Raw genomic sequence first — 20,549 nt, 5'->3', positions numbered from 1 at the left:
TCTATAACCCCAAGCGTCGACACAGCAGTGCTATGCAGCTGTCGCCAGTAGAGTATGAGAAACGCTATTTTCTGAGCTTGGAGAGTGTCTAGTAAACCAGGGGCGATTCACCATGTTGTAGTCAGAGATCAGAGAAAGCACGTCGGGCTGACGGCGTTTGGTGATCAGGCTGGGATCGACAGAGTTGGCGAGTGCTACACGCCGTGGGACGATCTTAGGTGCAGAGGTCGCCTGCTGTGACATGATTTGCGCCTTAAGGGAATTGAACTCTTCGGTGACATGTTTAAACAGCTTGCGGGTAGTCTCGTTTTTAACCCAGGCAGGCTCAGTGGTTTCTGGTTTCTTGGAATAATCTTCAAGCTCAAACATGCCGTATTCTCTACTTTTCCAGAATTCTTCGTTCAATGAGCTTGACTGCACTGGCGCTGAGGTCAGCAATTGCTTTCAAAGAATGGCTCTTGGCGATTGCGTTGTGGGATATACCTGCCCGGATAAGTGTCTCTTTTTGAATTTCATTACTCATGCTATGTGGGCATCCCAGGCAAACTTCGAGACAGCTATGATGATCCACGTTGGGTACTCCAGTTTTTCTGTCATGACATTTTGCCAAATGTTCTTCGCCTTTGGGCAAGGCACAAAACCCCCATTCAAAGGCAACAAACCTAGAATAGTTCCCGGCCATTGCCTCTAAAATATCATTGAACTCCTCATCGGTAACAGCAACCACGTTAGCTAGTTCATTTTCAATTCTCCTTGCAGCAGGCCCATATAATTTCTCGTCCAGGCGATTTTCAGCGATCCTCCCGATCATCTCCCGCAGATACTCCTGCTCCTGAGCTTCATGAACGGATTCGCTAAGTTTGTACTGTGTATACCTTTTCGTATGAGCAGATCCATATTGATGTCTGAAGTGCTCTCGGATCTTCTCCTTGATTCTCCCATCGAACCTGCGAAGGGCAAACTCGGCAAATGTATGCCGGGCTTGGTGAGGGGAGACATGGCTATGGATTAAAGCGGCCTCTGGGTGTTTTTCTAAGACAAAGTCCTTGTAGAAATCTCTGAACCAATTTCTCAGTGTTGGTAAACTAAAGCTGCTGTCGGCCAACCATTCTTCTTTTGTTTGCTTTCCCCAACCAAGCGCGACATTAAATGCTCCGCTGCGGAAGCCACAGTGGAAGAGAGGCAGGTCTGTGTCCGAAGGGTCTAAAGCTGAAAGGTTAGTTATCAAGTTGGCGGCCTGTGCAACCAACCCATGAAGCGACCTCGGGCTTTGGAATCCGTTTTCTGTTTTGGTGTTTTCGCTTTTAAACCACCAGCTTCCATCGTTATGTCTTTCATAGCCGTCTGTGCTTATGCTTCTGGTCTCACTAATGCGGAACCCGCTGAGGATTGTTATGATCGAAAGCGCCGCCTTCAGTAAAGTAATGCAGAAGTCACTAAGCTCTCCTAGGGTGTTCCAGGGCATCTTTTTGAACGCTGTTGTGGTTGCAGTATCGATACTTGATCCTAAGCTTCTGGCGGAGTGTTCCCATTTGATGATCCTGCTAGAATTATGATTGACTTGAGAGGATTGAATGTGCCTATAGAGAGCCAAGCGATCATTCTCTCCGAACCAAAGCTTTGGCGCTTCTTTGAATTCTCGCCAGCATTCGAAAAATTTTGAAGCAATCATTGCCTCATCGGATTCGATGAGTATGATTGCTTCAGCTAAAGTTAGCGAGGCACACACCATAGGTATTGATCCATACGTGCCACCTTCTTTCCATTCGGCATATGTCAATCCGTGACTGGCAAGAAGTTCAGCTACCGCTGACTTTCTGAATGAGTCAGTGATGTGGTATGAGAAACCGTCCGGGAGTGCTCCATGGATATACAGGTTGTTGGTTCTGTCAATCAACCTGCTCATCATCTGAATCGTGGAAAACCCTAAAAGCTCGTCGCTTCCAATTAGTAAGCTGGATTTTTTAACCGAAAATTTCCTGAGTAAATTTGCCAGTTCCGCCCGATTCAATGTGTGCAACGACCTGTCCGGATATTCTTGTTCCCAGTATTCGCAAATTTCGCGAATGTATGCTGTTTCTTGTCTTGCAGAAGAGATGCTGCTTACAAGTATCCGATTATTCTCGTCTGCATAGCCGCGTCCAATACTGCCCTTAAGAAATAACATCTGGCCGTAGATCCTTTTCGCCTGTGAGCAATCCCAATCGAAGCGGACGTTGTATATGTCTCCAGTGTTTGGGCATTGAACACTCCAGACATCATCTCCTAACTGATTGTTATGAGATTGGCCTGAGGTGGCCAGACTGAACGAAGCATTTTCTGATTTCATTATTCTCACCTGACTACTGGCCTCGGAAATGAAGATCTGTCCAGGACGCCCTGTCCAAGCGAAATGGTCTTGCGATCAAATTTTTCCAGACATGCTTCGATGTAAGCTGTCTGCATGACAAGAGATGTGGCACGAGCCTCCTCACTAATGGGAGTATTTCTAAGTAGCTCTACACAGGCCTGCTTATAGTCCAAAAGCAACGCGGCGGAGACAGGGTTAGTAATGATATAGGTAGTACCACCCCGTTTCAGCTGAGCTGTAGGAGTTATTTCATATCCTGCGTCCCGAGCAGAAAGCAAAAGCTGATCAAATTCGGCGACAGAGTCTTCACCTTCTATATCTGTCGACCATCCCAGCATGACCTTGAACTCTTTCATACCCATAAATACATTCCCAGCCATGGAGTCGATGACTTTCCTGGCATCATCAACCATGGCACTGCCCACAGTGGCTGCAAAAGCCGCACGCTTCCCTAGCCTATATTTCGTGGTGCTCGCATAGATGTATTTGATTCTTTTGACCTGGGGCGAGTGTGCAGTTGCACTGGCGTCAACGACCTCTTGGCCATACTTCTCATAGGGAATATTGTCGAGGTCACTTTCGTCCAAATCCAATATTGCTCGGCTTTGGGCGATGTTGGTCACTGAGATGGTTTGCCTATAAATATCGTCTTTCGCCTTTCGGTTGTTTTTATGAAAAATCCTGTTATTGGCTGCAACGCATCGGACGATGTTGGCGAATATTTTAATGCCAGGCTCTTTCAACTGGAGATCGTTATAAGTGCTGGTGTGCTCGTGGCAAGCCATAATCAGTGGAGAGTAGGGCTCGCTGTTCAAACACTGTAAGGTGCTAGTGGTAGGTATTTCTATTAGTTTGTTTCCATGGCTAGGGAAAAGACTAAAGAAGCTCTCTTTTAGCTTTTTGAAGGATACATAAGCTTGATACTGCAGGGACTTGGAAGAATGCATGGGGACTTCTCGGATTTTCTCCGCGCTTCGGCCTTTTTCGAAAATCGGAGAAGCTGAGCTCATTGTTATTCTTAAGTCATCAATGCTCATCTTCAGGAGTCCAGCTAGCTGAACTCGGTCAGTTGCTAGTAACCACGCGAAGCAAATTTCTTCCGCTGGTGTGTGCTTGATTAGGGAAAGATAATCGATGTTTTTGAAGTATAGAATTCTATTGGTATCGTCTGGCTGAATATCCAGAGCGCCAGTGATTCTGAGACCGTCTCGGATTTTTTGGTCAGCTGCGGTTTTTGAAAGCTCAAGATTTCCATCGATGGTCTCATACGCCCATTGTACTTGGTTCCAAAGCAAGCGCTCCTTCAAGCTCAGGTCGTCACTGTCCAAAATGTAGGCCGCTAGCGGTTTGTAGACTGTGCTTCGCTTACTGTCATGGCTACTCCATTTAAGACGGAGATAGTCTCCCTCGCAGCTCTGGATGAGCTCTTGTAGCTTCTGAGAAACCCCAGGGTCGCTTAGTAGTGCAGTACGCTGTTCCTGCATTTTTTCTAGGAAGGCGCAGCAGAATCTAATAGTTGACTGGACGATTTTGAGCTCGTCATCAATTGGCTGTTCAGTGATCTGGCTAAGGCTTGCTTGTGTCCGTTCTGATTTATTGGGCAGAGAGGGGATATACGACCTCGCTGCCCTAAGGCTGTTGATGATTTCTGCGCGGCTCGGATCTGCGTGGTGTTGTTCAATGTACCAGTCAATAGGGGTTCGATAGGATGACATGTAGGCGCACGCGCTGCTCTCTTGTACTCCCTTATTTTTGAGGTGGAGACAGTAGTCTCCAAATATCCCGGTGGGAAATTTCGAAGCCCCTGCATACTCTACCGATGCCCATTCAAAGATTGCCCTAGTTCGAGTCAGCTTTGCATATGCGTCATGACGGCTCTTTGTTTTTAGGGTGTCACTATTCAGATAGCTGATTAAGCACCTGGCGATAGGACATTTTTCAAACCATGTTGGAATACTAATGGTTTGCAGTGACGGCTCTGTCCGCATAGAACTGATGACCAGTACAGTTGCTGATGTATCAGACCCAGATGTAGGCGAGATTTCTGGTGCAAGATCGGACAGGCTCAGATCCAGCATCATCTGTGTTTTTGGTGCGTCAATCTTTGATTTCATTATTCAATGCCTGCCTGATTTTTTCGCGTCTGCCTAGCTCTCCGTCAAAAACAACATATGTTTTTGTTGTTTCTACATCGCTATGTCCTAACTGGTCTGGTAGATATTGCCAAGGGTCTAGACCGTGCTTGTAGCAAAAATCGACTAGGTTAGTTGCGTAAGTGTGTCGAAGTGAATGAAAAACCAGGTTAGAAAATGATTCTTTCGATATGAAGTGATAGTTAGGATTCAACTCATGAATCCTCGCGATGTTCTTTTCGATTATGCCGATTGAAGCGTTCTTCGCCCGCCTAAAAATATTTGTACAGTGGCTTTCGATCAAAGGTTCTCCTCGGCGTGAGCAAATCAATGGCCCGTCAGGTAGTTTGCTTCTTCGACCCTCAAGAAATTGCTTGATCTTTCTCACTGCATAAGGGGGAATATCTACTTTTCGGATTTTGCTTCCCTTGCCGATTAGCGTGATTGTAATAGTTCTAGAACCGATTTTTTCTGCAGCTGAAATCAGATTTTTCAATTCTTCGGTTTTAAGATTTTCACTGTTGGTTACTTCGCTAGTCCGTAATCCATAATGAAATCCAATAATAAGCGCTAGCTCGTCACGCTCTTTTTCAAATGCTCTTTTCGAGGCTATATTTGCTAAAATTTCATTGAAAAGATCTTTGTGTAAATAGTTGTTGTATAAGTCGAAATCAATTTTTTTCTTTGATTTTTTGTTTTCTTTGCTTTCGTCTTGTATGTACAGATAGCTGAATTTTGCGGGAGCTGAAATAATTCCTGCATCGTAGGCGAACGCATAAAGGCCTTTGATGGAAGAAATATGTCTCTCCATCGACTGTTTTTTCAGGCCATGGAATTTATGAAGATGGCCATATAAATATCCGGACATGTCGGTGTCAGAAAGAGAGTCCCACTCTAGTCCATATCGCTCAAGCGTTTGAAAAAAAGACAAAAGGTCAGAGCCAGTGGCTCTAATTGAGTTATCAGCTTTTTCCATTTGTGCGAGCGAAATAAGGTATAGCGATGGGATCGGAACTATGCTGTCAGTGAAAACATTTTCACCCCGCAAGATCGCATAGGTTTTAATCGTTCCTCCTGACCATTCGACGTTAGTGACTTTCTTAAGTTTCATTAGTGGTTCGCTTGGTCGGCGGGGTGGGCGCTTCAGTCTTTTGGTCGCAGACTATGTTCTTAGTCTTCTAAATGTTCGTTACGGTGGTGGATCCTAGGGGGTCAAGAGTTCGGGTGCAATCGTCCTGCTAGTTCATTTAATTATCTATTTTTATCTTTTTATTATGTTTAGTTATAGCTTAATTTTCAATTTATCGATATTTCTAAGTATTCTTCCATGGCGTGTTAGGTGTTTTTTCTTTTGATCATGCAACTGCTAATATTTTTGTTTAAGTCAATTTGTCAATAATGTTTAGAGTTGTTCTGTTTTTTGGGGTAGCTTTCTAGGGCGCGGGCTGAGCCCAGGCCCCGTCAGCAGTGAGCTTCTTGGGCGGTTCGTTGGGTTTACAAGGTCTGTGTGTGTGGCTTGCTTAGTTAAAGTATATAGTTGGGTTTTCTGTCAATATGCCTGTATTTTGTTTTTTGCAAACTGCAAATGGTTTGCATTTTTTAATGGTTGCAAACGAGTTGAAAATAGGCGTTAAAGACATAAAAGTTTTTATCTTGATATAATCGATTTATAGAGAATTTTAATTTCTATATCCGAAATTTCCCCTGCGGTCTCAAGAGGGAGCAACGGGGCGCTGCTGACGGGATGAATTTCAACCGTGGTTGGCACCAACGCGCCGGCTTGGGCAGCACACGAAATTCAGGTCGGCGTGTTGACCTTGGCAAGGTTCGGTTTTGACCTGCGCAAGGCCAGGTAAAGGAGGGCTTTGCTAGACGCGCTGAGGTGGTATGGAGAAATGTGTAACGGAGTCCAGGCTCTATCAGTTCACCGTGCTTTTCCGATTGGGCACTGGAGCTTTATGGATGAGTCGGCAAATGCTCCCAGCACGGACTTCACAATGAGAGGGGCTGGATTGAGCCATGCCCCTCCTTGAAGCCCATCAGTTGCAGAATGCAGAGTCGGGAGGCTGGAGGCGATATCGATGTGAAGGCGTGCTAGGGAAGAGGGACTATACCGATCACCCAGCTTGTCAACATTTTACGAGAAACGAAGCGCTTTCAGATAAACCTCACCGATACTGGGCACCAGATTGTGCAGGTCGGCCTCGGCGCGCTTGTACACCTCATCGTGCTGCGAGCACTGCTTGCGCCCACCGTCCTGCCAACACTGGCGCTGGTGGCCGATCTGCCAGGCCGGCACGATGTGCTCCCATTCGATGCGCGAAGCCCGTTGGGCATTCTTGCGCGGTGTATAGCCGCAAGAGGCCAGGTCAACCTTGTTGCCTTTGTACTTGCAGCCGCAATAAAACTCCGTCGATTGTGGCGCGTACAGCTTCCAGGCGACCTTCTTGGCCTCCTGGAACGTGCGTGGGGCATCGGCGTGGGCAAACGGGGTGGACAACAGCAGGCAGGCTGCAGCGAAAAGCGAAACTCTCATGCGCAGTCAGTCTTCCTTGGGCACGGTCCAAAAAATCTGCACGCCGCCATCGTCGCGATGGGCGAGGGTGACGTTGTCGTTCTCGGCGATCTCTTCGAGCAGGGTCTCCCAGTCATCCGGGGACTCTTGCTCCAGGCGGAAGATCAGCGCTGCACGGCTGCGTTGGGCAGTGGGGCTGTTGATGATCTTCTGGATACGTACGCCCAGTTGTTCATAGCTGCTCGGTGTTGCTGAGGAGGTGCTGGCCACAGGCATTTCCTTGTTTTTGCTGTATGTGCGTACAGTATTTCACCGTAAGTAAATTCGCAACTGCCTGTGAGGCAAAAGAGTGTGTGGCCGAGGTGAAGGATTGGTACCATCTGTGCCATCACCTCTCCGCATTCATTCGCGCGCTCTGTGCCTGGACACAGCAGTGACGCCTTGGGCATGACGCGAAATCGGTCAGGCCCAAGCTTCAGGAAGCTTCACATGTACCCATTGCGTTTGCATCGACCTGCCCCCTTGCGCACAGGCCTGACCCTGTTGCTGACCGGCAGCATCAGCCCGTTGAGCCATGCCAGCACCGAGGCAGTCGATGTCGTGATCACCGACCCGGTGGTGGTCACTGGCGCCTACGCGCCAACCGGCAGTTTCGACCTGCCTTTTTCGATCGATACCGTGGACCTTTCCCACGGGACCGACGGCCAGTTGGCCGTCAATCTTTCAGAAGTGCTGACCAAGGTACCGGGCCTGGTGGTGCAAAACCGGCAGAACTATGCGCAAGACCTGCAAGTGTCATCGCGGGGTTACGGCGCACGTTCGGCCTTTGGTATCCGCGGCCTCAAGCTGCTGAGCGATGGTATCCCTGCCAGCACGCCAGACGGCCAGGGGCAGGCCGCCTCGCTCAACCTGGATGTGGCCGATCGCATCGAAGTGTTGCGCGGCCCCGCAGCGACCCTGTACGGGAGCAACGCCGGCGGCGTTATCCAGATGTTCAGCCGGGACGGGCAGGGGCCTGCAAGGGTAGGGGCCGAAACCACTTTTGGCAGCGACGGTTTCAACAAGAATCACCTGTCGGCCGAGGGCGGCAACGAAACCGCCGGCTTCGTGCTCGATGCATCGCGCATGGACACCGACGGTTACCGTGACCACAGCGCCGCCCGCCGCGACCAGACCTTCGCCAAGGTGCACGTAAGGCCCGACGCTGACTCGCGCCTGGCGCTGATCTACAGCAGCCTCGAACAGAACAACACGCAAGACCCGCTGGGGCAAACCTGGGACGCCTATAAACATGACCCTCGTTCCACCGCGGCGGTGGCGGATATCTACAACACCCGCAAGAGCATCGACCATCAGCAGTTGGGCATGAACTACGAGCGCTATTTCGGCGATGCCACGTTGCAGTTCAACCTCTACGCGGGGCAGCGTAGCGTCGTGCAGTACCTGTCCATTCCGAAGACAGTGGCCTCCAACAGCCAGCGTGGCGGTGGGGTAGTGGACTTCGACCGTGCGTTTCACGGCGGCACCTTGCGCTGGATACAGCCGGTTGTAGCCGCCCCCGGCAACCTCACGGTCACGGTTGGCGCCGACTATGACCAGAGCAAGGACGACCGCCGCGGCTTCCAGAACTTCAGCGGCGACACGCTGGGCGTCAAAGGTGAGCTGCGGCGTGACGAGCAAGACACCGCCACCAGCCTGGACCCCTACATCCAGGCGCATTGGGAACTCGGCAACTGGACCACTGACCTTGGCCTGCGCCACAGCTCGATGCAAATGCGCGTCGATGACCACTACCTGGCCAATGGCGATTCCAGTGGCAAGAAGACGTACCAGCAGAACACGCCATCGCTGTCGGTGATGTATGCGTTTACGCCGGATGTGCGTGGTTACGTGAGTGTCGGCAAGGGTTTCGAGACCCCGACCCAGGCCGAAATGGCCTACGCCCCTGGCCTGGTTGAACGCTTCAACTTCGGGCTCAAGCCTGCCTCCAGCACCCAGTATGAAGTGGGCGTCAAATACCGGCTCGGCGAACGTACCCGGCTCAACGCCGCGGTTTACGAAATCCATACGGATGACGAAATCGTGGTGGCCAGCGCCACCGACGGCCGTACCAGTTACCGAAACGCCGGGAAGACCTTGCGCCGCGGGTTTGAGGCGAGCCTGCACAGCGACCTCAGCGATCAGTGGCAGACGACCGTGGTGTACACCCGCACCGATGCCCGCTACGCCGAAGACTTCGCCCAAGGCACGCAGACCATCGAGGATGGCAACCGCCTGCCGGGCGTGCCGCTTGACAACCTGTTCGGCGAGCTCGTGTGGAAGCCAGCGACGTTTGTCAGCATGGGGGTTGAAGGGCAGTACCGCAGCAAGGTGTATGTGGAGGACAGCAATACCGCAAAACCGGCGCCGGCCTATACCGTCTTCAACTGGCGGACGCGCTTCGAACAGCACGCGGGGCCGTGGACGTTCCACCAGTTGATCCGCCTGGACAACCTGTTTGATCGGCAGTATGTGGGGTCGGTGATCGTGGGTGACGGCAACGCACGCTACTACGAAGCTGCGCCGGGGCGTTCGTGGTATGCGGGCGCCGGGTTGGAGTATCAGTTCCGCTGATAGAGGTAGGAGCAGCCTTGTGCTGCGAAGAGGCCGGTAGTAGCACAGTGATCTTTACTGCTGCTACCGGCCTCTTCGCAGCACAAGGCTGCTCCTAACCTGGGGGTGCATGCTGCAGTCAGGCCACCGCTTGCGCGCCCGTGATCTCGACCAGCGAGCCGCACATGAACGCCGCCTCGTCCGAAGCCAGGAAGGCCACCAGGGCGGCGACCTCTTCCGGTTTGCCGATGCGCCCGAACGGGACCATGCGGTCCAGGTCGGCGATGGTGCGCCCCGACCGCAGCACGCCGGCTTCAAGCATGGGCGTGTGGATCTCGCCGGGGCATACCGCATTGACCCGGATTTTATGCGGCGCATAGTCGCGCGCCAGGTTTTGTGTAAACGACGCCACCGCCGCCTTGGTGACGTTGTAGGCAATATGCCCAGGTGCCGGGTAGAGGCCCCACTGCGAGGCCGTGTTGACGATCGCGCCACCCCCCGCTTCGATCATGCCAGGCAGCACGGCCCGGCACAGGTGGAACATGGCATCCAGGTTGATCGCAAAGCTGCTGTGCCAATCCTCTTCGCTCAAGGCCAGCAGGTTGCCGCGACGGTTGATGCCGGCGTTGTTCACCAGCACATCGATGCGCCCGAACGTTGCTGCGACCTCTTGCACCAAGCCCCGGCAGGCCTCGCCCGACGCGATGTCCGCCGCGATGGCGTGCGCCTTGCCGCCGGCCTGCTCAATGGCCTGCGCCACTGCCTTTGCTGCTTCGAGGTTGACGTCACTGACCACCACCGTTGCGCCTTCGCTGGCCAGCCGGCCAGCAATGGCAGAGCCGATGCCGCCAGCGCCACCGGTCACGATCGCCACGTTGTTCACGAATCTTTGCATTTTCGACTCCTGATTTAATGTATGCAGGTTTGCATGCAGGCTGATAAAGGGTGTGAGTGTGTCAACAGGGCTGAGCGGTCTCAGCCCTGGCGGTGTCAGCGGGTGCTGATAAGGGGGTCAGGCGATGGACATGCGCGCTGTCAGGTTCTGCTGCAGGTAATCCAGGAACCGGCGCTGGAACAGCATCGTATGTTCATGCGCCGCAGCTTCTGCGGCATCGGCATCGCGCGCGGCAATGGCCTCGATCATTTCATCGTGGTCACGGCCAAGGCGGTGGGCGGTGGCCGAACTGACCACGTGGTCGAAGTGCAGGTGCAGCAGGCGCTGGCCTTCACTCAACAGGCGTTCGTAGTAGTTGATGAAGTAGGGGTTGCGCCCGGCCTGCGCGATGGCCATGTGGAAGGCCTTGTTCAGCTCGGACATGGCCTGGAAGTCGCCACTGGTCACGGCCTCCAGATACGCCGCGTCGGCGTTGCGGATGGCGTCCAGGTCTTCTGCGCGATGCTGGGTTGCAGCCAGGCGGGTGACGGCGCGCTGGATCAGGTCCAGGGCCGAGATGTAATTGGGGAACTCCTCGATCTCGAAGGGGGTGACCAAGGTGGTGCGGTTCGGCAGGATGACCACCAGCCCCTCGGTGATGAGCCGTGCCAATGCATCACGCACCGGTGAGCGAGAGAGCCCGAACTGCGCGGCCAGTGAGACTTCGTCCAGTTGCACGCCCGGTTTGAGCTTGAGGGTGAGGATCTGCTTGCGCAGTTCCTCGTATATGTAGCGACCGCTGTGGCGACGTGGCGCGCCTTCGGTTTCGGTGTCTTTGGCCATCATCAGGTCTCGGTTGGGCTCGGTCGTATCATACAGGCCGGTCTTTGTTGTTTTCATCTGCAGTGCGCTGCAGGCCCCTTCGCAGCCGTGCCGGCGAGAGGCCGCTGCGGCTCAGGCAGTCCCCGCGCCCCAGGTATCGCTGAGCATGAACCCGGCCGCCAGCGGGTCATCCGGGTCCACCCCCAACTGCTGCAGCCCGTAAAGCCAGGCGCGCCCGGTTACCCGCGGCAGCACCGCAGGCCGGCCGGCGACCTCGGTATGCCCGAGCAGGGTGACCTGGAACTGCCCGCCGATGGTCGAGCGCGACACCAACTCGTCACCCGTCTGCACCAGGCCGCGTGCCGCCAAGGTGGCCAGGTTGGCCGAGCTGCCGGTGCCGCACGGCGAGCGGTCGACCCGGCCAGGCGGCAGGGTCGTGCAGGTTTGGTAGGTGCGCTCATCAAGGCGATTGCGGAACATCACATACGCCACCTCGTTGACCGACGGCAGCAACGGGTGCTGGATGTTCAGCTGTCGATTGATCACGTCTTTCAACGCCACACCGGCGTCGGCCAACGCCCGGGCATTCTCCGGGTTGATGGACAACCCGGTCTGCTCGACGTCTACCAGCGCGTAGTACACACCCCCAAACGCCACATCGAGCTTGATCGTGCCGAACGCTTCTGTCTCGACGGCCAGGTCCAGGTGCTCGACGAACGCCGGCACCATGTCCAGCGACACGCTCAGGCAGCGCCCGTCCGCGCACTGGGCACGGGCGGTGACCAGGCCGGCCGGGGTGTCGAGCACCACGGTGGTTTCTGGCGTCTGCATCGGCACCATGCCCAGTTCGAGCAGGGCGGTGACCACGCAGATGCAGTTGCTGCCGGACATCGGGTGGGCCTTGTCGGCCTGCAGCACGATGAACCCGGCGTGTGCATCAGGGTGGGTCGGCGGCAGCAGCAGGTTCACCGACATCTGCAGGCAGCCACGCGGTTCCAGCGTCACCAGGCGCCGTAGGCTGTCGTCGACCTCGTTGATGTAGTTCATCTTGTCCAGCATGCTGGCGCCGGGGATGCCCAAAACGCCACCGGTGATGACCTTGCCGATTTCGCCCTCGCAGTGCACTTCGGCCAGTTGTAGGGTCTGTTTCCAACGCATGGCGTTACCTCACTTGATGTACCAGCCCCAAGGCTGTTCGCTGTCGTAGCGGGTGATCTGCTTGGTTTCGAGGTAGTTGTTCAGGCCCCATTCACCCAGCTCGCGGCCAATCCCGCTTTGCTTGTAACCGCCCCAGGGGGCTTCGGTAAAGGTCGGCTGGGAGCAGTTGATCCAGACAATACCTGCGCGGAACTTGCGGGCCACGCGCTCACAGCGCGCCAGGTCTTTGGACATGACAGCGGCGCCCAGGCCGAAGCGTGAGTTGTTGGCCGCGTCGATCGCTTCCTGTTCGCTGTCGAAGGGGCGGATGCACACCACCGGGCCAAAGATTTCTTCGTTCCAGATCCAGCTGTGTTCCGGCACGTCGGCGAACACTGTGGGTTGCAGGTAGAAGCCTTTGTCCAGGTGTGCTGGGCGCTCGCCGCCCACCACCAGGCGGGCACCTTCTTCCAGGCCCCGGGCGATGGCGCGCAGGGTGCCATCGTACTGGTTACGGTTGACCAGCGGGCCGAGCAGCACGCCTTCTTCCATGCCGTTGCCGATCTTGATCTTGCGCGTTTCTTCGGCAAGGCGTGCCAGCAACGGCTCGTACACCGAACGCTCTACCAGCACCCGTGAGGTGGCCGAGCAGACCTCGCCCTTGTTCCAGAAAATCCCGAACATGATCCACTCGACCGCAGCTTCGATATCGCTGTCGGCAAAGATCACGAATGGCGACTTGCCGCCCAGCTCCAGGGTGACGTTCTTGATGTCCTGTGCGGCCGCTTGCATGATGCGGCTGCCGACCGGCACGCTGCCGGTGAAGGCCAGTTTGTCTACGCCGGGGTGCGCGGTCAGCGCTGCACCGACGGTGGTGCCGGGGCCGGTGACGATGTTCAGCACACCGGCAGGCAAGCCGGCTTCATCGGCGATGCGCGCGAGCTCCAGCGCGGTCAGCGAGGTTTGCTCGGCGGGCTTGAGGACGATGCAGCAGCCCGCCGCCAGGGCCGGGGCGATCTTCCACGCGGCCATCAGCATCGGGAAATTCCAGGGCACGATGGCGCCGGCAACACCGATGGGTTCCTTGCGCGCCACGCAGCTGAAACGGTCATCGGACAGCGCGATGGGTTTTTCGCCTTTCTCATCCAGTTCTTCAGCCAGGTTGGCGTAGAACTCGAAACAGCCCGCTGTGTCGCCGATGTCCCACATCGCTTCCGGAAAGGGTTTGCCGTTATCGCGCACTTCAAGGGTGGCCAATTGTTCCTGGCGGGCACGGATGCCCTCGGCGATCTTGCGCAGGTAGGCGCCACGTTCGGCGCCGCTCAGGCGTGGCCATGGGCCTTCGTCGAAGGCAACGCGAGCTGCTTTGACGGCCACGTCGATGTCTTCTGCACTGCCGGACGCCACCTGCGCGATCAGGCTTTCGTCACTGGGATCGAAAGAGGGGAAGCGTGCGCCCAGGATGGGGCTGACCCATTGGCCATTGATGTAAAACTGGTCGTAGCGATTCATGCTGCTCCTCCAATGAGTGCGAAACGTCGGGCGCTGAAGGCGTTCAGGTCTTGTGCGGGCGTGCGCTGCGCGACCAGGTCGGCAACCAGGCGGCCGGTGGTGGCGCCGAGGGTGAGGCCGAGTTGGCCATGCCCGAAGGCCATGACCACGTTGTGCAGGCGTGGTGCGCGGTCGATGACGGGTTTGGTGTCCGGCAGGAAGGGCCGGTAGCCGACGCCAAACTGCATGCCTTGGGTGTTCAGTTGCGGCAGTACCCGGCGTGCCTTTTCCATGATGATCTCGGCGCGCTTGAAGTTCGGTTCGGCGCCTGGCGCTGCGAACTCGAGGGTGCCGCCAATCTGCATGCCACGGGTCATGGGGGCAAAGCAGAAACCACCGTCGGCATAGATCACCGAATGGCGGATCTCAACCCCAGGCTGGGGCAATACCGCCTGGTAGCCGGCAATCCCAGCCAGCGGGATGTTGACCCCAAGGGTGTCGAAAAACGCGCGGGCACCGGTACCGGCGGCGACGACAACCTGCTCGGCCGGCAAGCGCGTGCCGTCGGCAAGGGTCACGCCGGTGGCGCGGTCGTGGGTGTGGTCGATCTTCACCGCGGCTTGGCGCACGCGCACGCCCCCTTGGGCAATGAAACTTGTGGTCAGGGCCGCGATAAACCCTTCGGTGTCATTGACGGCGCGCCAGTCGGGGAACAGCAAACCGTGCTGGAACTTGCCCGCCAGGGCCGGCTCCAGGTCAGCGATGGCCGCGCCGTCCAGCTCTTCTGATTTGAAGCCAAGCTGCTTGCGCAGGTCCAGGTGAGGGCGTTCGTGGGCCAGCCCGGCCGGGGAGTCGAATACCTCAAGGATGGGGCGGTCGCCTAGCAGGGTCTTGTCGGGGCAGGCGTTCAGCAACGGCGCATAGTCGTCGTAGACATGCTGGGTGAGCCGGGCCATGTCTTGCGCGATCTGGTTGATCTTCGAGGTTCGCGCGCAGGCCAGGAACCGCAGAAACCACGGCAGGATGCCAGGCAGTGCGCTGGGGCGCAGGGCCAGGGGGCCTTTCTGGTCGAGCAGCCAGCCAGGAATTTTCATCAAGATGCCAGGCTTGGACAGCGGGATGACTTCGCTGACCGCCATCTGGCCGCAGCTCCACTTGGCGGTGCTGTCGCCAGGGGCGGCGGGGTCGACCAGGGTGACCCGGTGGCCGTCGCGCTGCAGGTACAGCGCGCAGCAGACGCCGACGATACCGCCACCGATGACGATGGCCTGTTGCGCTGAAGGGTGCGGGTTGTTCATGGTGCAGGCTCTACGTTGTTGCGAGGGCTGCGCCCTCGATCGCGGGCAAGCCCGCTCCTACAGGTTTGCGCCGCTCCTTGTGAGAGCGGGCTTGCCCGCGATGGGCCGCAAAGCGGCCCCTGGCACTTATTGCTGCGAAGCTTCGTATACCGTGCGGAACTCGGCCTTTTCTTCATCGGTCAGCGGCAGCAGCGGCGCACGGGCATTGCCAACCTTGAAGCCTGCCAGCTCCGCCCCGTACTTGACCTTTTGCACGAACTTGCCGCTTTCCAGGTTGGCCATGGCTGGGAACAAACTGCGCATCACTTGCTGGGCACCGCGGATATCGCCAGCCGTAAAGGCCTTGTGGAAGGCCACGACCTTCTCCGGGAAGATGTTCGCCGGGCCACAGATCCAGCTGTCGGCGCCCCACAGGTAGAAGTCCAGCGCTTGGTCGTCCGAGCCGCAGGACAACTGCATGCCCTTGTATTTCTCACCGATCTCGATGGCACGCAACAGGTTGCCGCTGCTTTCCTTGATGCCGATCACACGCGGGTGTTGGTGCAACGCCGCGATCACGTCCAGGCCCACTTCGACGTTGGTGCGGATGGGGTAGTTGTAGAGCACCACGTTGATCTCGGGAAAGGTCTGAAGGATGGTGTTGTAGTGGGCCAGCAGCTCTTCCTGGGACGGCAGCGCATAGTACGGCGGGGCAATCAGCAGGTTGGTGTAGCCAGCGTCGACGGTCTGCTTGATCTGCTCCAGCACTTCACGGGTGCACGAACCGTTGGCCCCCGCGATCAGGGTGCCGCGGTCACCTACCACCTCTTTGACGGTGGCCAGTATCTGACGGCGTTCGTCATTGGCCAGTGCATAGTATTCGCCGGTCGAGCCCAGTGGCACGAAACCGCTGACCCCTGCGGCCAGTTGATGCTCGAGGATCGAGGCCAGGGTGTCGTGATCGACTTTGCCCGCGGCGTCGAAAGGGGTGACCAAGGCAGGCAGGATACCGTTGAGTTTCATGATGTCGTCTCCGGGGTTGGTTTCAGATCAGTCAGGTCAGTAGGCGTAGCGACGCAGCAGGCGCCCTTCGACCACGCCGACCAGGCGGGTCAGCGGGAAGGCCACGAGGAAGTAGATGACGGCCACAGCCGAGAGGAACTCGACCGGGCGGGCGGTGCTGTTGGAAATGTTCTGGCCGACGAACATCAAGTCGGCGACCCCAACCGAGGAGATCAACGCACTCTCCTTGAACAGGCTGACCACGTTCGACAGCAGCGGGGGCACGGCGCGCAGCAGTGCCTGGGGGAAGATCACATAGAGCACCTTCACCTTTGACGTCAGGCCCAGGGCGGTGCAGGCGTCGTGCTGTTCGCTGGCGATGGACTTCAGCGCGCCGCGGAAGGTCTCGCTGGTGATTGCCCCCATGAACAAGGTCAGGGCGATCAACACCGAGGCATAGGGCGGGATGTTCAGGCCGAAGACCACCGGGAAGCAGAAGAACACCCAGAACAGCTGGATCAGCAGTGGCGTGCCGCGGAAAAACTCCACGTACAGGGTCAGCGGCAGGCGCAGCAGCGGCGTCTTGACCTGGCGCAGCAGGCTGACCACAAAGCCCAGCAGGCTGCCCAGCAGGGCGCAGATACCGGTGAATGCCAAGGTTAGGGCCAGGCCTTTCAACAGCACTGGCCAGTAGTTCAGAACAACCGAGAAATCGAGTGGCATGGCTGTCTCCTCAGCGCTGGGCAGCCAGGTCCTGGCGTCGCTCGAACCACTGCACCAGCTGGGCGATCGGAAGGGACAGGGCGAAGTAGACCAGGGCGATCAGGGTGTAGGTTTCCAACGGGCGATAAGCCTCGGTGGCCAGGCTCTTGCCGACGTACATCAGGTCGGCGACGGCGACGATCGCCACTAGCGCGCTTTGCTGCAGGGTGCCGATGCCGTTGGTGATCAGCACCGGCAAGGCGCTGCGCAGCGATTGCGGCAACACCACGTACAGCGTGCGCTGCCAGGGCTTCAGGCCCAGTGCCACGCAGGCATCGAGGTGCTCGCGCGGTACCGCTTGAACGCCCGCGCGGTAGGCCTCGGCATTGAATGCCGTAAGGTTCAAGCCCAGGGCCAGGAAGCCCATGGCGATCGGGTCGATGAACACGTCGAACAGCATCGGAACGCAGTAGAAGAACCAGACGATCTGCAACAGCGCCGGGGTGCAGCGGAAGAACTCGATGAACAGCTGCGCCGGCCAGCGGATGAAGAACCATCGGCTCAGGGCCATCAGGCACAGCACGAAACCGCACACCAGCCCGATCAGGTTGGACACCAGGGCCAGCTCGAGCGTGACCTTGAGGCCGTCGAGCAGGGCCGGCAGGCTGCCATTGAGGAAGTGGAAGTCAAATTGGTAGTTCATCGGAGCGCCCTCAGTCCAGGTGCAGGACTTTTTCCAGAAACTCGTGGGTACGGGGTTCGCGCGGGGCGGTAAAGAGCTGGTCTGGGTGGCCCTGCTCGACGACCTTGCCGTTGGCACAGAACACCACGCGGGTGGCGATGTGGCGGGCGAAGTGCATGTCGTGGGTGACGATGACCATCGCCATCTTCTGTTCGGCCAGCTGCAGCATCACGTTCTGCACCTCGATGACCATTTCCGGGTCGAGTGCCGAGGTGACTTCGTCGAACAGCATCAGCCGCGGTTCGAGCATCAGTGCGCGGGCGATGGCCACACGTTGTTTCTGGCCACCGGAGAGCTGGCTGGGGTAGGCGTGCAGCTTGCTTTCCAGGCCCAGCCGGGCGAGGTAGGCGCGGGCTTTTTCGGTGGCCTCGGCCTTGCTCAGGCCATGCACCTTGACCGGGGCGAGGATCAGGTTGCCCAGCACCGAGAGGTGCGGGAACAAGGTGTAGTGCTGGAACACCATGCCGATCTGTTTGTGCAGGGTTTCATCCAGCGGCTTGCCTTGCTTGCGGCAGCCATCGATGTAGGGCTTGCCCTGGAAGCGGATGGTGCCGCCCTGGATACCTTCCAGGCCCATCAACACCCGCAGCAACGAACTTTTACCGCTGCCGGATGGGCCGATGATCACCAGCCGGTCATCGGCGCGCATGTCCAGGTTCATCTGGTCCATCACCACCAGTTGCTCGCCATAGGCCTTGCGAACGTCACGCAGCTGGATGAAATCACCGCCGTAGACGGAATTCGGGGTGAGCGAAGTCAGTGGCTGGGCAGCCACTAAATGAGGCGTGTTCATGACAGTCGTCTCCGCGAGGTCGCCCCTGGCCAGGGCCCTCGGCATGTCAGCAGGCGTTACCGGGCTTTCAGGCCCGCTGTGTTTTAGGCAGCAGCCGCAGAATTGCAGCGAGACACGGGACGGCGGGGAAAGGGGGGCGTGGCATTTTGAGTCTCTCCGGTGATTGTTTTTGTAGGCAGAAGAGCAAGCAAAAAAGAGCGCGATAATTCTAATGAGTGCCGCTATGTATGCAGAGTTGTATTCAGGCTAGTGTGATTTCGCTGAGCCTGTCAACACATGCGTAAGCGGAAATTTTTCATCAGCACTCCAAACGGCTATTGACAGGCCAGCTCAACCCTTTCTACTGTGAGTACAGCATTGCATACATACAAGCATGCAGATAAACGCCTTACCTTCCTGCCAACAACAATGATTATCAGTGAGGTCAAAAATGGTTGTTTCCGTCCGCTCTTCGTTCAACGCGCTGTTGGCCAGTGCCAGCCTTTGTGCCGCACTGCTGGCTCAAGCGCCGGCCCAGGCCGCTGAGACTTCGCTGTGGCAAGACGTGCAAAAAGCCGGGGTGTTGCGTTGTGGCGCCGCCGTGGCAGCGCCGTACGTGATGCGAGACGCCAGCACTAGCGCCTACAGCGGCTACTTCGTCGACCTGTGCCGGGACTTCGGCGAGAAGGTGCTCAAGGTCAAGGTGGAGTTCGTCGACACCAGTTGGGACAACCTGGTGGCGGGCTTGCAAAGCAGCAAGTGGGACCTGGCCATGGCCCTGAACCAGACCCCGGAACGTGCCTTGGCGGTCGCATTCACCGTGCCGGCAACCGACTATCAGGTGTCGCTGCTGGTCAACAAGAACAACCCCAAGCTCGTAGACGTGAAGGACGACATCGCCACCCTCGACAAACCGGACGTGACGTTCGCGGTGATGTCTGGCACAGCCCAGGACAAGGCCATCAGCGCGGTCGTGCGCAATGGCAAGATCATGCGTTTGCCCGGCATGGACGAAGCGCGCCTGGCGGTCATGTCCAAACGTGCTGATGTGCTGGTCGATGCCAGCGACACCAACCACCTGTTTGCCCTGGCCAACCCTGACTGGACCCGCGAGATACTGCCCAAGCCTGCACTGGCCAAGCAGGGCGTTTCATTTGGTGTACGCCGGGACATCACGGCGGCCGACCTTGAAGTGCTGAACATCTACCTGAGGCAGCGACGCGACACCGGTGAAATCCAGCAGTTGGTCGACAACGCTTCGCTGGCGGCCAACGCTGCCAAGTAGGGCGTAACACTGCGTCATGCCGCGCGCCTGCAGCCAGGCACGCGGCATTTTTCTGGGCTGCATAGAAAGAAGGTGAACTTCATGAGTGAACGCACACGGCCCCTGCATGGGCAGGTAGTCCTGGTCACGGGAGCGTCAGGGGGTATTGGCGCCGCGATTGTCGAACAACTGGCGGCCGAGGGTGCCAAGCCGCTGATTCATTACAGCCGCGATGCCAAAGGTGCCGAGGCCCTGTTGGAGCGGATCGCGGGCAATGGCTGGACCGTGCAGGGTGACCTGAGCCAGGACACCGGCCCTGAGGCCCTGTGGCATGCCGCCCTTGAGCTGGCCGGTGGGCGCATCCATGGCCTGGTCAACAACGCAGGCATCCGCACCGAGGTCCCGCTGGATGCGCCCTCAGCGCAATGGCGGGCGGCGTGGCGTCGCGAGTTTCAAGTCAACTTCTTCGCCGCAGCCGACTTGTGCCGTGAAGCAGTGGCGCATTTTGGCGCCCATGGCGGCGGGCGTATCGTCAACATGGCCAGCCGCGCCGCCCAGCGAGGTTATGCCGCCGAGGCATTGCCCTACGGCAGCAGCAAGGCCGCGCTGATCAACTTGACCAAATCACTGGCCCGTAGCGTGGCGGGGCAGGGTGTGGTGGCGGTGGCGATTGCCCCGGGTTGGGTGCGCACCGACATGGCGGAACAGTTTGTCGCCCAACATGGCGAAGCCGCCGCCGTGGCAGACATCCCCCTTGGGCGTATGGCCAGCCCGACTGAAATCGCCGAGCTGGTGGCGTTCACTTTGCGCCCGTCCCAGGCGTCGCTCAACGGCGCGACGCTGGATATGAACGGCGGCAGTTACATCCGATGAGGCG

General features: G+C 57.3%; 17 protein-coding genes and 1 pseudogene. 3 read left to right on the top strand and 15 right to left on the bottom strand.

What is annotated here, in order from left to right:
* Window positions 1–30: 30 nt before the first annotated feature.
* The 6 genes and pseudogenes from HU750_RS12695 to HU750_RS12670 form a co-directional block, all read right to left on the bottom strand.
* Window positions 31–369, bottom strand: a complete 339-nt coding sequence (locus tag HU750_RS12695; RefSeq protein WP_186680085.1) for a hypothetical protein — start codon at window positions 367–369, stop codon at window positions 31–33.
* Between the two features lie 10 nt (window positions 370–379).
* Window positions 380–2,329, bottom strand: coding sequence for a hypothetical protein (locus tag HU750_RS12690; RefSeq protein WP_186680059.1), 1,950 nt, complete (start codon window positions 2,327–2,329; stop codon window positions 380–382).
* A gap of 5 nt (window positions 2,330–2,334) precedes the next feature.
* A complete protein-coding gene (locus HU750_RS12685) occupies window positions 2,335–4,464 on the bottom strand; it encodes a hypothetical protein (protein WP_186680057.1) in 2,130 nt (709 codons plus the stop codon).
* On the bottom strand, window positions 4,448–5,593 hold the full coding sequence (locus tag HU750_RS12680) for a tyrosine-type recombinase/integrase (protein WP_186680055.1): 1,146 nt from the start codon (window positions 5,591–5,593) through the stop codon (window positions 4,448–4,450). The genes HU750_RS12685 and HU750_RS12680 overlap by 17 nt, the downstream gene beginning before the upstream one ends.
* A 1,053-nt stretch (window positions 5,594–6,646) precedes the next feature.
* Window positions 6,647–7,018: pseudogene (locus tag HU750_RS12675) on the bottom strand (endonuclease); the annotation flags it as partial.
* A gap of 6 nt (window positions 7,019–7,024) precedes the next feature.
* Complete coding sequence (locus HU750_RS12670) at window positions 7,025–7,267, bottom strand: DUF1654 domain-containing protein (RefSeq protein ID WP_027596110.1); 243 nt, start codon at window positions 7,265–7,267, stop codon at window positions 7,025–7,027.
* 219 nt (window positions 7,268–7,486) lie between these two features.
* Here HU750_RS12670 and HU750_RS12665 point away from each other — a divergent pair, with 219 nt between their 5' ends.
* Entirely contained in the window at window positions 7,487–9,610 is a 2,124-nt protein-coding gene (locus HU750_RS12665; RefSeq protein ID WP_186680043.1) for a TonB-dependent receptor family protein, read from the top strand.
* A gap of 118 nt (window positions 9,611–9,728) precedes the next feature.
* Here HU750_RS12665 and HU750_RS12660 read toward each other — a convergent pair whose 3' ends face one another.
* From HU750_RS12660 to HU750_RS12620, 9 genes are all read right to left on the bottom strand, one after another.
* Window positions 9,729–10,484 (bottom strand): SDR family NAD(P)-dependent oxidoreductase, encoded by a 756-nt coding sequence (locus tag HU750_RS12660; protein WP_186680041.1) that lies wholly within the window; start codon window positions 10,482–10,484, stop codon window positions 9,729–9,731.
* Between the two features lie 117 nt (window positions 10,485–10,601).
* Window positions 10,602–11,363 carry a GntR family transcriptional regulator gene (locus HU750_RS12655; protein ID WP_238348894.1) on the bottom strand — a complete coding sequence of 254 codons (762 nt, stop codon included), beginning with the start codon at window positions 11,361–11,363 and terminating at the stop codon, window positions 10,602–10,604.
* A 54-nt stretch (window positions 11,364–11,417) separates the two neighbouring features.
* Entirely contained in the window at window positions 11,418–12,443 is a 1,026-nt protein-coding gene (locus HU750_RS12650) for a proline racemase family protein (RefSeq protein ID WP_099454659.1), read from the bottom strand.
* 9 nt (window positions 12,444–12,452) lie between these two features.
* Window positions 12,453–13,934, bottom strand: a complete 1,482-nt coding sequence (locus HU750_RS12645) for an aldehyde dehydrogenase family protein (protein WP_186680039.1) — start codon at window positions 13,932–13,934, stop codon at window positions 12,453–12,455.
* Window positions 13,931–15,211: an NAD(P)/FAD-dependent oxidoreductase gene (locus HU750_RS12640; RefSeq protein WP_186680037.1), complete on the bottom strand. Its 1,281-nt coding sequence runs from the start codon at window positions 15,209–15,211 to the stop codon at window positions 13,931–13,933. The genes HU750_RS12645 and HU750_RS12640 overlap by 4 nt, the downstream gene beginning before the upstream one ends.
* 126 nt (window positions 15,212–15,337) lie before the next feature.
* Entirely contained in the window at window positions 15,338–16,213 is an 876-nt protein-coding gene (locus HU750_RS12635) for a dihydrodipicolinate synthase family protein (protein WP_186680028.1), read from the bottom strand.
* A 36-nt stretch (window positions 16,214–16,249) separates the two neighbouring features.
* Entirely contained in the window at window positions 16,250–16,915 is a 666-nt protein-coding gene (locus HU750_RS12630; protein WP_099454655.1) for an amino acid ABC transporter permease, read from the bottom strand.
* Between the two features lie 10 nt (window positions 16,916–16,925).
* Window positions 16,926–17,597, bottom strand: coding sequence for an amino acid ABC transporter permease (locus tag HU750_RS12625; protein ID WP_099454654.1), 672 nt, complete (start codon window positions 17,595–17,597; stop codon window positions 16,926–16,928).
* A 10-nt stretch (window positions 17,598–17,607) separates the two neighbouring features.
* Entirely contained in the window at window positions 17,608–18,429 is an 822-nt protein-coding gene (locus HU750_RS12620; RefSeq protein WP_186680027.1) for an amino acid ABC transporter ATP-binding protein, read from the bottom strand.
* A 430-nt stretch (window positions 18,430–18,859) separates the two neighbouring features.
* Between HU750_RS12620 and HU750_RS12615 the strand changes: the two genes are divergently transcribed.
* Both HU750_RS12615 and HU750_RS12610 read left to right on the top strand, forming a co-directional pair.
* Complete coding sequence (locus HU750_RS12615; protein WP_186680026.1) at window positions 18,860–19,693, top strand: transporter substrate-binding domain-containing protein; 834 nt, start codon at window positions 18,860–18,862, stop codon at window positions 19,691–19,693.
* Window positions 19,694–19,774: 81 nt separating this feature from the next.
* Window positions 19,775–20,545: an SDR family NAD(P)-dependent oxidoreductase gene (locus tag HU750_RS12610; protein ID WP_099454651.1), complete on the top strand. Its 771-nt coding sequence runs from the start codon at window positions 19,775–19,777 to the stop codon at window positions 20,543–20,545.
* Window positions 20,546–20,549: the final 4 nt, after the last annotated feature.

Origin of the sequence: Pseudomonas sp. SWRI50 (genome assembly GCF_014269095.1) — a bacterium.
GTDB lineage: Bacteria > Pseudomonadota > Gammaproteobacteria > Pseudomonadales > Pseudomonadaceae > Aquipseudomonas > Aquipseudomonas kermanshahensis.
The sequence above is the reverse complement of the archived record's forward strand: the minus strand, read 5'-3'. Positions and strand labels throughout refer to the sequence as shown.